Source organism: Streptomyces sp. NPDC031365, assembly GCF_055569765.1.
Window position 1 is genome coordinate 387,342 of the sequence record NZ_JBVIIM010000004.1, and the last position, 13,187, is coordinate 400,528.

The following is a 13,187-nucleotide window of genomic DNA, read 5'->3' on the forward strand; positions in this document are numbered from 1 at the left end:
GGCCGGCGTTGTCCCGCCGTCGGTCCCCCGCTGTCCCGATGTGATCGAGCCTAGGGCGGGGCCGGCGCGCGGTCCTCGGTCCACGGGACGACTGCCGCGTCGAACCGGAGAGGCAGAACGCCGCCGGGTCGTCCACCCCCCCCCGCGCCGTCTGCACCCCAGGTAAGAGGGCGGAATCCCCCTTCAGCCGGAGTCGGACCGTTCACCCGCGGCCATAGCCTTGGCTCGTCATGAAGCGAATAGACGACCGGCTGCTCCCGGTCCTTCTGCTGTGCGTCCAGGCCGTGGTGTGGCCGGGTGCGGCGCTGGCGCGCGGGGACGTCCCGGCCGCGTCCGCCCTGCTTGTGGCGGCCCTGGTCGGCGGCTCGGTCACGGCCGTGCTCTTCCTGCGCCGTACCCGCCCGGTCACCGCCTTCGTCCTGGTCACCGCCGCGTGCGCGCTGGGCGCCGGGCCGCTGCCCGCGGGGGCGACGGCGGTGCTCGGCACCGCGGGTGTCGCGCTCGCCCTGTTCACCGTGGCGACCGAACGCGACACGTTCACCACCGTGTTGTGCGTGGCGACGCTCGCGCTCTGGCAACTGCTGTACGGGATCACCCTGCACCGGATCAGCGACCGTGACGGACTCGACCTGGTCCTCACCGCCCTGCTGTACGCCACCACGTGCGGCGCCGGGCTGTTCCTCCGGCGGGCCCGTCGCGTACGGCGGTCGTCGGAGCGGCTGCTGAGGCGGGCCGAGTCCGAGCGTCACCGGCTCCCCGCGGCCGAACGGCGCCGTATGGAAAGGGAACTGCACGACGTCAGCGCCCACCATCTGACGGCCGTGGTGGTCACGGCGGGTGCCGCCCTGGGCCTGCGCGACCGCCGCCCGGAACTCACCGACGAGGCACTGCGGTTCGCCGTCGACACCGGCCACGAGGTCACCCGGGCGCTCGGCGCGGTACGGGCCCCGGCGCCGTCGGGCGAGGATCTGCCGTCCCCGGAGGAACGGCTGCTCGACCTGGTCGCCGGATTCCGGCGCCTCGACCAGCGGGTGGACTGCGAGATCGACCCGCTGCCGGACGGCGCCGTCGCGGACGCGGCGTACGGCATCGTGCGCGAGGCGCTGACCAACGTGGCACGGTACGCCCCCGGCGCGCCCACGCGGGTGCTGTGCCGGTACGGCGACGACCGTACGGACGTCGTGGTCACCAGTGGGGCGCCGCTCCCCGGTACGCCGGCGCACGGCGCGGGTCTCGGTGGAGGACGCGGCCAGGGCTTTCTGCGGTCCCGGGCCAGGGAGGCGGGTGGCACCCTGGCCACCGGCCCGACGGCGGACGGCGGCTGGGAGGTGCGCGCGGTCCTGCCCGGCCGGAGTGCCGCCCCGGTGGAGCGGTCCGCGCAGCGCGGCTACCGCGCGGCGCAGGTGGTGGCGGCCCTCTTCCTCGTACTGCAGCCGATGCTGCCGTCCATGGTCATCGTGGCGGAGGCGAGGCCGGGCGGTTCACACGTGTCGGCGGGTGTGCTCTTCGCGCTGCTGGCCGCCGCACAGGCGGTCACGCTGCTGTGGCTGCGCCGGGCACCGCGCACCGCCCAGGGGGTCCTGTTCGCCCTGGCCCTGGTCTGGCCGTTCGCGATGGCCGCGGGCGAGTACACGGGACCGGTCGTCCTCCCGCCCGCGCTGAGCATGCTCGCCACCTGCGCGGCCCTCGCCGCGGACGCCACCCGAAGGACGGCCGGGGACCGCCCGCGCGTACTCCTCGCGGCCGTCGCCGCCGCGGTGCACGCGGTGGCCATGACCGTCGCCGTACTGGACCGGGGCACCACGGTCCCCGACTGGGCGGTCGCCGTGGGGGCGACGGCCGGGGCCGCCCTGGCGGCCGGCGCGGCCCACTGGTGCGGGGCCCTGCGCGGCCGCCGTGAGCGGGCCGCCCGGGGCAGCCGGGACGAGGCCCTCGCCACCTGGACCGAGGAGGCGGTCCGGGACGCCTGGGCGGAGCGCCGCCGGATCGCCGGAGGGCTGGAGACCACCGTGCTGGCGCGCACCGCCGACATGGTCGCGGAGGCGGAGGCGGGACGGCTCGACGCGGCGGCCGGACGCGCCCGCGAGGCCCTGGCCGCGATGCGCGCCCTGCTCGACACGGTCCGGGAGAGCGAGGCAGGGCGCGAACTGCACCCGCAGCCCACCCTCCAGGCGCTGGACCTGCTCGCCCGCCAATGCCGGGCCACCGGCCGCGAGGTCGAGATACGGCTCACCGACCGGGTGCCGCGGCGCCTGCCCGCCGCCGTCGACCTGACCGCCTACCACTCCGCCGAGACACTGCTCGCCACCGGGGCCGACCACCCCGCGGTGCTCGAGATCGACACCACGGAAGGTACGTTGACGATCACGGCCACCGGGATCGCACCCGCCGCCCACCCGGCTGTACGGGAGCGGCTGACGGCCCGGCTCGCGGCGCTGGAGGGCACCCTGACCACTGGGCCCGCGGACACGGTCCGTCTTCGGCTGCCGCTGGCCGTGGGCGCCGGTGAGGAGAGGGAACGATGAGTCTCAGGGTGCTGGTCGCCGACGACCAGGGCATCGTGCGCGCGGGATTCGCCGCCGTGATCGACGCCGAGGAGGACATGACGGTCGTCGGTGAGGCCGCGGACGGCGCCGAAGCCGTGCGGATGGCCGAGGAGCTGGCGCCCGACGTGGTCGTCATGGACGTACGGATGCCGGAGCTGGACGGTATCGCCGCCACGCGGATCATCACCGGTCGTCCGGACGCCCCGCGCGTGCTGGTGCTGACCACCTTCGATCTCGACGCCTATGTCTTCGACGCGCTGCGGGCCGGTGCGTCCGGCTTCCTGCTCAAGGACGTGTACGCCGCCGAACTGCTGCAGGGCATCCGGGTGGTGGCCGAGGGCGAGAGCGTCCTCGCCCCGTCCGCGACCCGCCGGCTGATCGGCCACTACGCCTCCGGAACGGCCGGGGGAACCCCGGGGCGGCGAACCCCCGGCGAACTGGGCAGCCTCACCGACCGCGAGCGGGGAGTCCTCACCCTGGTCGCCTCCGGGCTCACCAACGCGGAGATCGCCGGACAGCTCGGCATCACCGTCGGCACCGTGAAATCCCATGTCAACGCGGTGCTGCGCAAGTTGGGGCTGCGCGACCGGGTCCAGGCCACGATCTTCGCCTACGACCTCGGCCTCGCCCGCCCCAACCCACCCGGCCCCCACCTCTGACCACCGCACACCGTGCTGCCGCGCGCCGCGTCCGGCGCCCGTCCCGGGCCGCCGGGAACCGTCCGGCGCCTGTCCCCGGCCGGTCCGATCCCAGCCGCTTCCCTCTCCGTCCGACCCAGACCCGTGACCATGACCAGCACACTCGAGGAGCCCACCGCCGTGACCGGACCCGGTCGAAACCTCATCCGCCGCCTGCGCCACGTCCTCGGCGACATCGCCGCACTCATCTACCTCGGGATCGTCGCCGCCCTGGTCATATGGACGTTCGTGGTGAGCACCGGCGAGAACGAGGACGCGTCCTTCGCGGGTGTCATCCCGGTGCTCGCCACCGCACCGGCCAGCCTCGTCCTGATCGTCCTGCCCGAGATGCCCGGCATGTTCGAGCTTGCCGTCGTCATCGGCGCACTGGTCAACGCGGTGGTTATCGGCTGGTGCTCCCGGCGGCTGCGCCAAGGCGGCGCCGAGTCCCGGTAGGGCCGTCCGTTCACAGTTCCGCGGCTCCCGACAGGTCCAAGGCCTCCATCATGGCCAGGGGGCCGGCGGGGACGCGCCGAGGTCCTGCTCGGACCAGATGGTCTTGTCGTCGCGGCTGTGCCGTACGCCCCAGTGGGAGCTGAGCCGCATCACGATGTAGAGGCCGCGGCCGCCCTCGTCGCTCGCGCGGGCGTGGCGCAGATGAGGACTGACGCTGTTGGCGTCCGTGACCTCGGACAACAGCCGCTCCTGGTCGTGGATGAGCCGCAGCCGTACCGGCCCCTTGCCGTAGCGGATGGCGTTGGTGACGAGTTCGCTGACGATGAGTTCCGTCGTGTAGGCGGCTTCGTCGAGGTGCCAGGCGGCGAGCTGCTGGTCGACGAGCCGGCGCGCCGTGCCCACGACGGAGGCGTCGGGGGGCAGGGTCCAGTCCGCGACCTCCTCCCGCGGCAGGGCGTGGGTGCGCGCGAGCAGCAGGACGGCGTCGTCCTCGCGGGAGGGAGCCAGGCGGTACACGCAGGTGTCGCACAGGTCCTGCAAGGGCCGGCCGGGGGTGGCGAGAACGTGCTCGAGGTCGCGGCGGGCGTCCGCCGTGTCCCCGCCGCCGGAGGCGAGGAGACCGCCGGTGCACAGGGCGACCAGGCTGCCCGGTGCGAGCCGGAGCACCACCGGCGTGAACACCTGCCCGCCGCCCGCCCCCAGGGCTGGTCCCTGCGGGACGTCCACCTCGAGCGGCGCCCCGTCGGGGTCGACGACGGCGGGGGCGGGGTGCCCCGCACGGATCATGACGCAACTCCGGGAGACGGGGTCGTAGACGGCGATCGCGCAGGTCGCCACGTGCGGTTGCGCGGCCGGGGCGCCGGCGGCCGGGAGCTGCGCGGCGACCTCGTCCAGGTGGGTCAGCAGCTCGTCCGGTTCCAGGTCCTGCAGGGCCAGGGTGCGCAGGGCGACACGGAGCTGGCCCATCGTGGCCGCGGCCTCGATGCCGTGCCCGGCGACGTCCCCGACGACGAGGGCGACGCGCGCGCCGGAGAGCGGGACGACGTCGAACCAGGCGCCGCCCGCCCCCTCGGGCAGATACACATGGGCCGTCTCCACCGCCGAGAGGCGCGGGATCTCGCCGGGCTGCAGCCTGCGCTGCAGGGCGGAGGCCACGGTGTGCTCGCGGCGATAGCTGCGCGCGTTGTCCAGGTGCGCGGACGCGGTGGCGGCAGCCTGCCGGGCGACGTCCAGATCCGCTTCATCGAAGAGGTCGGTCCGGTTGCGGTAAAGGGTCAGCAGACCCAGAACGGTGTCCCGTGCCATGAGCGGGGCGACGATCATGGAGCGGACGTCCGCCGCGATCAGCGGGGTGAACCCGTCCTGGCCGGCCGAGATCCAGGGGTCGTCCGCCGAGACCCGGACGAGGCGGGCGTGGGTGTCGTTGAGGGCCTGGGTGTACGGGGTCGGAAAGGGAAAGGGGTGGCTGTCGCCCGGTTTCCTGCTCGTCCCCACGGTCGGGGGTGCGAAGGCGATCCGGCGCAGCGGGACGTCCGCCGGTACGGGACCGGCCCGGCGCATGCCTCCGGTGAACCCGTCCTCCAGCAGGTCGACGCTCGCCGCGTCGGCGAAGGCGGGCACCAGCGCGTGCACCAGTTCGCCGGCCGTGGAGCCTTCCTCCAGGGTGGAGCCGACGGTCGCGTGCACCGTACTGAGCACGGCGAGGCGGTCCGCCGCGGCCTGTCTCTCGGTCACGTCCTCGACGACGCCCACCAGGCCGGGGATGCCGCCCTCCCGGCTGGGCAGCGGAAAGAGGGACACCTCGACGGTGAGGGTGATGTGCGGTTCCGACGGCGACCGTCCGCGGACCAGCCGGCTGTGCAGCGGCTCGCCGGTCGCGATGACCTCGTCGATCAGCGCCCTGAGCTCACCGGATACGAATCCGGGGGCGAACTCGTCGACGTGGTGTCCGATGATGTCCCCGGGTTTCAGGTCCCGCACCCCCCGTGCGGCAGGGTTGTAACGGGTGACCTTCCGTTCGGCGTCGAAGACGAACAGACCCTGGGGTGAGTCGGCGAACAGCGCGTTCAGCACCGCGGTGTCGTCGACGGGACAGCCTGTCACCGCGAGCTCCCTTCGCGCGCCCCCTCCTTACCTTCTCGCACCGGCGGCACACGGCAACTCGGCCGTGACGGACGCCACCGGGGCCGGTGCCCGGCGGACCGTCCTACCTCGCCCGGATGACGAGCAGGGCGACGTCGTCGCTGCGGTGCGTGCTCTGCTCGGCGTCGTGGACGAGAAGGTCGGCGAGGGCTTCCGCGTCCAGGTCGCCGGCGCGGGCCAGCCGGCCGGCGAGGGCGTCGGTCGTCACGTCGAGGTCGACGCCGGGTACCTCGACGAGACCGTCGGTGTACAGGACGAGCACCGAACCCGGCGGCAGGGAGATCCCGGTGGCCGGGTAGACGGCCGTGGGGTCGATGCCGAGCAGCAGGCCGGGCGGCAGGCGGAGCACTTCGGTGTGTCCGTCGGGGTGCCGCAGGACGGGTGGCGGATGGCCGGCGCTGGCCAGCTGCGCGCGGTGGTGCGCCAGGTCGAGATGGACGTAGAGGCAGCTGGTGAACAGGCCGGGGTCGAGGTCGGTGAGCAGCCGGTTGGTGCGGGCGAGCACCTCGCCCGGGGGAGCGCCGGCGGTGGCGTGGACCGCGGTCCGGACCTGGCCCATCAGCGTGGCCGCCCGCACGTTGTGGCCCTGGACGTCGCCGATGGTGGCGGCGGCGTTGGTCTCGTCGAGGCGGATGAGGTCGTAGAGGTCGCCGCCGATCCCCATGCCGTAGCCGGCGGGAAGGTACCGGGCGGCGACGTCGAGCCCGGGCAGGCGGGGCAGGGCGCGGGGCAGCAGGCCGGCCTGCAGGCTGTGGGCGAGCCGGTGGTTGGCGTCGTAGAGGCGGGCTCTGTCCAGGGCCTGGGCGATCAGGCCGGCCAGGGAGGTCAGGACGGTGCGTTCCGAGGGCTCGAAGGTGTGGGCCCGGTCGTAGGCGAGGACGAGCGAGCCGACGGGTCGTCCGGAGACGACCAGCGGCAGGAAGCCCCAGGCGGCCATGTCTTCCTGGCGGTCCACGGAGGGGTGGGCGTGCCGCAGGTCGGAGGAGGAGGCGAAGAAGGAGGGTGTGCCGGTGGTCAGGCAGTGCACCGCGGGCGCGTCCGAGGTCAGGGGCAGGCCGTCGAAGTGGTCCATGAGCTCGGCGGGGTGGCCGCCGTGGCCGATGACCCGCAGCCGCCCCTCCTCCGCGGTCATCAGGGCCAGGGCCTGGGCCCCGGTGGCGGGCAACACCTGGTCGGCGACCCGGTCGACCACGTCCTGTACGCCGACCGCCTCCGCGAGGGTCGCCGCCAGATGCATCAGGTGGTACAGCGCGGCGGTCCGGCCCGTGGCGGAGACCGGCGCGGGCGGTGGCTCCTGGGTGGTGACCGGGGTGTCCGCCGCCGCGACGGGGGCGATGCGCACGCTGATGCCCGAGGCGTCCGGGTAGAGGCGGAAGGACAGCCATCGGTCGGGCGGACGCAGGGCGGTGAACGACGTGGGCCGGCGGCTGAGCACCGCGGCCCGGTAGTTGTCCTGGGCGACCGGGGCGTTGAGCCACGGCAGTGCCTCCCACGGCCGGACTCCCAGCAACTCGGACCTGTCGGCACCGAGGAGGCGGGCGGCGGTGGTGGTGAGGAAGGTCGTCCGCCCGTCGGGATCGAGCGCGCAGCACCCGCCGGGAAGACGCTCGGCGAAGTCCGTCCCCGCCGGCTTCCCGGACGGTGCGGCGGTCCGGGCTCCGGGAGGGGGTTCGGTGACGGGGACGCGGGCCTCGGGCGGGGGCACCAGGCGCGGGGTGGCGCCGGGCCGCACGGGCCGCCCGCTGTCGGCGGCCATCCGCAGCAGGAGGCCGAGGCGGTGACGGATGCCGCCGATCGCGTCGCGTTCACCGGGGCTCAGCTCCGCGGGATGCCCGCCGGGCCAGTGCAGGACGAGTCCGCCCCACTCCGTGCCGCCGGTCGTGATCGCGGCGGCGGCCAGGGTGAAGGAGTACGGCAGTACCAGGGCCAGCTGCGGGTAACGGCGCGCCATCTCCTCCCGGTCACCGAGCCACACCAGGCGACGGTCACGCAGGGCGTCGGCGACCGGGGTCGGCGCGTCCAGCCCGACCCGGGCCCAGGACAGGGCGATCTCCCACGGGGCCCCGCTCAGCACGGCCAGCTTCAGCGCCTGCTCATCCGGTGCCAGCAGGTACACGGCACCCACATGGGCGCCGGTGTCCCGCATGCCCTGCACCAGGGCGAACGCCAGCAGATCCAGCAACTCCCCGGAGGAGTCCGTACCGGCCACGGAGCGGGCGGCGTCCCGCACACCCTCACCCCCTGACGACGGCGACGTCCGGGGAGATCCGCACCCGTGGAACTCCCCGCGGTGAGGCAGCACCCCGGCCACGCCCCGGGCGTCCGAGGGACGGACGATTCGCCCGTACAACCGGACAATACTCCCGAAAGGTGTCCTGGGCGCGCCGGTGCCGTGGCGTGACGCCGACCCGGCGGTCCGTACGGGCGGACCGTCCTCGCCGCGGAACGCGTGCCGCCGCGGCCGGCTCCTCCCCCGCGGCCCCGCGGCCCCATGGCCGGCTCCTCTCCCGCGGCCCCACGGCTCCACGGCCACCTCCCGGCGTGCCGGCACCCCTGCCGCATGGTCCGCTGCCGCCCGGGGTCCCGGGTGGCAGCGGACGTAAGGATTTCGTCATCCGGCGGACGGCCCGGGACGGCCGCCGGTGCGCGTTGAATGGGCGGCCTGAGGCGGGATCACTTCGAAGGTGGGCGGTATGAGGCGGGGACGAAGCATGCGGGTCAGGCCGTGGGTGGGTGGCGTACTGGCGGTGGTGGTCGCCGGGGCGGGATTCGGGCTGTACTGGTTCCAGCCGTGGAAGCTGTGGCAGGACGAGACGGTCCAGGAGGCCTTGCCCGTGACGGCGGACGCCTCGAAGGCGCCGGCCGGCGCGCCGTCGCCCGTGGCGTCCACCGCGCCCTCCTCCGTGCCCTCCCCGGCCGGGCCGGTGACGCTGGCGAGCGGTGAACTGATCAGCCACGAGCACGCGACGTCCGGCACGGTGAAGCTCGTACGGCTGGCCGACGGCGCCCACATCGTGCGGGTGGAGAACCTCGACACCAGCAACGGCCCCGACCTGCACGTCTGGCTGACCGACGCGCCGGTCAAGGAGGGCCGGGCCGGCTGGGGCGTGTTCGACGACGGGAAGTACGTCGGTCTCGGCAAGCTCAAGGGCAACAAGGGGAGCCAGAACTACAGCGTGCCCGCCGACATCGATCCGGCCCGGTACGGCAGCGTCAGTATCTGGTGCGACCGCTTCGACGTCTCCTTCGGCGCCGCGGAACTCGCCCTCACCTGACTTCACTCCAGCCCCGGGCGGACGCGCTGTAGCCCGGCCGTCACATTTTCGATACCTACGGGTGTGTGTGATCGTCCGGCGACCGTGGGTAATCCTCGCTACCTTGGATCCGCGACCGTCCAGGGGGACATGTGAACGACAACGGATACACCAGCCTGCCGGGATGGCGGGGCGGCGACGCCAACGCCGCGTATCTCGACAAGAACCTGAAGCACATGCCGGTGGAGACGGAGCTCGACGACTCGGTCGGCTGGCGGCAGCTGCTCCAGCTGTTCGTCTACGCCTTCCTCGCCTCGCTCCTGGCGTTCCTGCCGTTCTTCTTCTTCGGGCTGCTGCTCCTCGTCGGAGGCAGTGGCGAGGGCTTCGCCGCCATGACCGCGCTGGCCTACATCGCCTCGGGGCTCGCCTTCTGGGTGACCCTGCTCTGGATGCGCCTGGTCGAGCCGATCGCCGAGTGGCGGGTCCTGCTGGCGGACCGGAGCGGATCCCTCGACTCGGCGTACATCTCCATCGCGGGCACGCTCGCGCGCCGCTACATCCCCGTCGACCGCGCCGAGCGGGTCATCGCCACCGGGCTGGGCCGGGACCAGGTCCGTAGCCGCCTGGTGCTCTCCGAGGGCAAGTGCCAGGTCTACGTGTCCGTCTTCTCGTACGGCACGAGCCTCTATCTGGGATGGCAGATGTGGCGCTCGCGCCGCGGGTACGCCCTGATCGGCGGGTTCGTGTCGGACATCATGGCGTCGGTCATGGGCCGTCTGAGCCCTGAGCGGATCATGCTGCGGACCGAGGGTGTGCGGGCGATGCGCGAGGCGGTGCACGCGGCGTGCCGGGAGGGACTGGCCACGGCGGTGGACCAGATCGTGGTGCCCGTCGGCTATGCCTTCCCTCAGGGGTTGCCGCCGGTGCAGGCGGACCCGGCCAAGTCGGCACCGGCCCCGGTCCCGCCGCAGGCCCCCGCTCCCGTCCCGTCGCAGACTCCGGCCCCCGGCTCCACGGGTTCCTGGGGGCCGTCCGCGGCCGGCCCCCGGACGGACGGTGCGCCGCCGCCCCGGCCCTGAGAGGCCCTCGGCCCGCCGGGCCCGCACCGCCACGCGCGGCGCGGGCCGACGGGCGGTCGTCGAAGGGATCGGATGTCGAAGGAACGGAAGGACCAGCGGGACAGCGGGACCGGTGGAGCCGGCGGGACCGGTGGAGCCGGCGGCGGGGAGCCCGAGGGCACCAGGGAGCCCTCGTACGTGACCAGGGGAAAAGGGGGAGGATCGGATGGCGGGAGCCGTTCCCGACGGTGCGCACGGTGTTCTGATCCACGCCGCCCCCAGCGGTGAGGCCTGGGCCCATGTCGCCTTCTCGCTGAGCCCCGCCCCGCTGCCCGGAGGCCTCTACCCCGAATTCTCCGAAGAGCGGCGCGGAGCCGACCGGGTCGCCGCCGAACGGGCCTGGCTCGCGGCTCTCTGGACGGACCGCACCACCGCACGCTGGGATCTGCGCTTCATCAGCGACCCGGTGAGCGGGCGGATCAGTACCGTCCTCATCGCCCAGTTGTACGGCGCGGACCGGGCAGCCGCGCTCCGGGCCGTGGGGGACACGCTCCCCGTCCTGGCGCGGTTCCCGGCGCACGTGACGGCGACCCGGATCGAGGACACCGAGGAGATCGCGCGTCTGCTCGCCCCGTTCGCACCGGAGTGGGGCGCGATCGCCGAGATCCGCAAACGCATCACCTGCCGAACGCTGACCCGCCTCTGGGGACCGGAACGCGTCGCGACCGCCGTCTCCCGGTTCGATTCCCCCGCCCCCTCCTGGAAACGGATATGGACCCAGCTCGCCGCGGAGCCGCGGCGGACGGTGATCAGCGTGTGCCTCGAACCGTGCTCCGCCCCGGCCGGGCTCGCCGAGGGACTCACCATGAGAGCGCAGGCGTTCGGGACGCTCGCGGCGCCGGGACCGCCCGACCCCTTGTACGGGGTTCCCGTGCCGGGCGACCCCTTCGCCCAGGAGGCACACCGGCTGTACGACGCGGCCTCGCGGTGTTACACCGGGCGGCTGCACCGGGCACGTGTCTCGGTCGCCGTCGAGGGGGAGGCCCCGGTGTCCGACGTCCTGACCGGACTCGTCGGCCACACCCTGGCGCCGGTGAGCTCCGGTGCGGTCGTCGTCCGCCCGCGGAGCCAGGAGGAGCACCGGGTGGCCTGCGGCAACCTGCTGGGGGTCAACCGGGACTGGCTGCACGAGAGTTACTGGCAGGAGGTGCCCGCGTTCCTGCGGACACCGTCCTCGGGACAGTTGTGGCTGAGTGATCCGGGGACGGTGACGGCCCTCGCCGACCTCATGGACGCCGACGAGGCGGCCACCCTCCTCCGCCTGCCCCACGGGGAACCCGGCGAGCCCGAACTCTTCGCCCTGGAGCGCCGGGCTCCGAACCCTTCCCGCCAGGGAGCACCCGCCGGCAGCACCGACGCCGGCTGGACCGACTTCGGTTCCGGCGGCTGACCGCCGGTTCCCGAGACGACCCGATGACGAACAGGAGCCACCGGACATGCCCCAAGCCCCCGCCTCCCAGGTGCCGGAGAACGCTCTGACCTTCACCTTCCCGGGATCACTGGCGCACGTCGACGCCCTGAACCGGGACCTGGCCGAATGGATCAACGACACGGAGCAGCTGGGCGCCACCGCGAGCCTGCGCACCCAGCCGCCCGCCCCCGGCGAACAAGGGGACGTCGCCGTCGCCGTGGACATCGTCAACGCCTCGGCGGCGGTGATCGCCGCGGCCACCAACGCGTTCTTCCTCTGGCTGCAGCAACGGCGGCCGGCTCGCGGCCGGATCGAGTTCGAGGTGGTGCGGCCCGACGGGACCCGGGTCAGTGCCGCTGTCGACGACGAGGCCCAACTAACAGCGGTCATGGACCAGTTGGCCCGGTTCGCAGTCGCCCCGCCCGGAGTGGAGGAATGACCTGGGCCGAGTGGACTCCCGCCTCCTCCGCCGCGTACGCGCTGTTCGTCGGCACTGGCCGGCATGTCCGTCCCAGCTCGCTGACCCCCATGCCCCAGGCCACGACCACGGCCCGGGCCCTCGCGGCCGCCCTCAGCGGAGACCGGGGGGTGTTCGACGCGCGGCGGACCACGGTCGTCCTGGACCCCGCCGACACCCGTCAGGTGCTGGACCCACTGCGTCGTACGGTCCGGGAACCGGACGTCGACCTGCTGCTCTTCTCCTACTGCGGTCACGGCCTGCTCGGCCGGGACGACCGTCTCTGCCTGGCGCTCACCCCGTCCGCCCAGCACGGCGGCGGGGGCGATCCGAGCCCGTCCCTGCCCTTCGCCGAAGTCGCCAGTCTGATGCGGGAGTCGTCGGCGAGGCACAAGGCGGCGATCCTCGACTGCTGCTTCTCCGGGCGGGCCCTCGGTCCGGACGGCCGCGGCATCCACCTGCTCACCGCCTGCGGCCGCACCCAGAAGGCGCTGTTCCCGCCCGAGGGAACGCTGACCGGGTTCGGCGGGGAACTGCTCGGGATCCTCGACGAGGGCATACCGGACGGGCCCCGCCACCTCGGCCTCTCCGCCCTCTACGACCGGCTGGCGGTGATCCTGCCGACCACCCCCGCACCGCGGACGGGCCTCTTCCTCACCGGATACCCCACGCCCCACCAGCAGACCGTCGACGGTTCGGGCCACATCGCGCCGGCCCTCAACCCGGCCCACGGCACCCACCGGACACCTGCGGGACTGCGTGCCCGAGGCGCCTTCGCCCAGCGGCTCAAGAAGCTCACCGAACCCTCCCCCGACCTTCCGGTGCCCGACCCGGCGAGGCTGCCGCAACTGGTTCACGTGCTGGCCGAACTGGCCCGGGACGCCGGCGAACTCCTCGGCCCGCTCGACGACTTCAGCATCGACGCCCGCCGCAACCACGCCGTGATGACCGGTGCCGCCGGATACCCCGAGCAGGCCGCGGCCCTGCTGTCCGCCCTGGTCGACGCCCTCCGCGCGACATCGCCCGGCCACCGCGCCCTCCCCGGGTCGGAGCGCGCTCTGGCCCACTGGAGCCGGGAGCTCTCCCGCAGCGGCCGCGCACGGGCCTGAACCCGCTCGCCGGACAC

10 protein-coding genes are annotated in these 13,187 nt (G+C 73.9%); 8 read left to right on the forward strand and 2 right to left on the reverse strand.

What is annotated here, in order from left to right; all coding sequences use genetic code 11:
* The first annotated feature begins 230 nt into the window (after positions 1 to 230).
* The 3 genes from ACZ5C2_RS09710 to ACZ5C2_RS09720 all read left to right on the forward strand — a co-directional run bounded on the left by ACZ5C2_RS09710 (position 231) and on the right by ACZ5C2_RS09720 (position 3,679).
* On the forward strand, positions 231 to 2,525 hold the full coding sequence (locus ACZ5C2_RS09710; RefSeq protein ID WP_468788413.1) for a sensor histidine kinase: 2,295 nt from the start codon (positions 231 to 233) through the stop codon (positions 2,523 to 2,525).
* A complete protein-coding gene (locus tag ACZ5C2_RS09715) occupies positions 2,522 to 3,205 on the forward strand; it encodes a response regulator (RefSeq protein ID WP_468788415.1) in 684 nt (227 codons plus the stop codon). The genes ACZ5C2_RS09710 and ACZ5C2_RS09715 overlap by 4 nt, the downstream gene beginning before the upstream one ends.
* Before the next feature lie 129 nt (positions 3,206 to 3,334).
* Positions 3,335 to 3,679, forward strand: a complete 345-nt coding sequence (locus ACZ5C2_RS09720; protein WP_468788417.1) for an SCO4225 family membrane protein — start codon at positions 3,335 to 3,337, stop codon at positions 3,677 to 3,679.
* Positions 3,680 to 3,727: 48 nt separating this feature from the next.
* Here ACZ5C2_RS09720 and ACZ5C2_RS09725 read toward each other — a convergent pair whose 3' ends face one another.
* Complete coding sequence (locus ACZ5C2_RS09725; RefSeq protein WP_468788419.1) at positions 3,728 to 5,782, reverse strand: SpoIIE family protein phosphatase; 2,055 nt, start codon at positions 5,780 to 5,782, stop codon at positions 3,728 to 3,730.
* A gap of 103 nt (positions 5,783 to 5,885) precedes the next feature.
* Positions 5,886 to 8,051, reverse strand: coding sequence for a SpoIIE family protein phosphatase (locus ACZ5C2_RS09730; protein ID WP_468788421.1), 2,166 nt, complete (start codon positions 8,049 to 8,051; stop codon positions 5,886 to 5,888).
* A 463-nt stretch (positions 8,052 to 8,514) separates the two neighbouring features.
* On the opposite strand from ACZ5C2_RS09730, the gene ACZ5C2_RS09735 reads away from it, so the two are divergent.
* The 5 genes from ACZ5C2_RS09735 to ACZ5C2_RS09755 all read left to right on the forward strand — a co-directional run bounded on the left by ACZ5C2_RS09735 (position 8,515) and on the right by ACZ5C2_RS09755 (position 13,170).
* Positions 8,515 to 9,096 (forward strand): DM13 domain-containing protein, encoded by a 582-nt coding sequence (locus tag ACZ5C2_RS09735; RefSeq protein WP_468788423.1) that lies wholly within the window; start codon positions 8,515 to 8,517, stop codon positions 9,094 to 9,096.
* A gap of 131 nt (positions 9,097 to 9,227) precedes the next feature.
* Positions 9,228 to 10,154, forward strand: a complete 927-nt coding sequence (locus ACZ5C2_RS09740) for a hypothetical protein (protein ID WP_468788425.1) — start codon at positions 9,228 to 9,230, stop codon at positions 10,152 to 10,154.
* A 205-nt stretch (positions 10,155 to 10,359) separates the two neighbouring features.
* The gene (locus tag ACZ5C2_RS09745; protein WP_468788427.1) at positions 10,360 to 11,583 is read left to right on the forward strand and encodes a hypothetical protein; all 1,224 of its coding nucleotides are present in this window, start codon (positions 10,360 to 10,362) and stop codon (positions 11,581 to 11,583) included.
* 46 nt (positions 11,584 to 11,629) lie between these two features.
* Positions 11,630 to 12,043, forward strand: coding sequence for an effector-associated constant component EACC1 (locus ACZ5C2_RS09750; RefSeq protein WP_468788429.1), 414 nt, complete (start codon positions 11,630 to 11,632; stop codon positions 12,041 to 12,043).
* On the forward strand, positions 12,040 to 13,170 hold the full coding sequence (locus ACZ5C2_RS09755) for a caspase, EACC1-associated type (protein ID WP_468788431.1): 1,131 nt from the start codon (positions 12,040 to 12,042) through the stop codon (positions 13,168 to 13,170). Before ACZ5C2_RS09750 ends, ACZ5C2_RS09755 begins: the two co-directional genes overlap by 4 nt.
* Positions 13,171 to 13,187 lie beyond the last annotated feature (17 nt).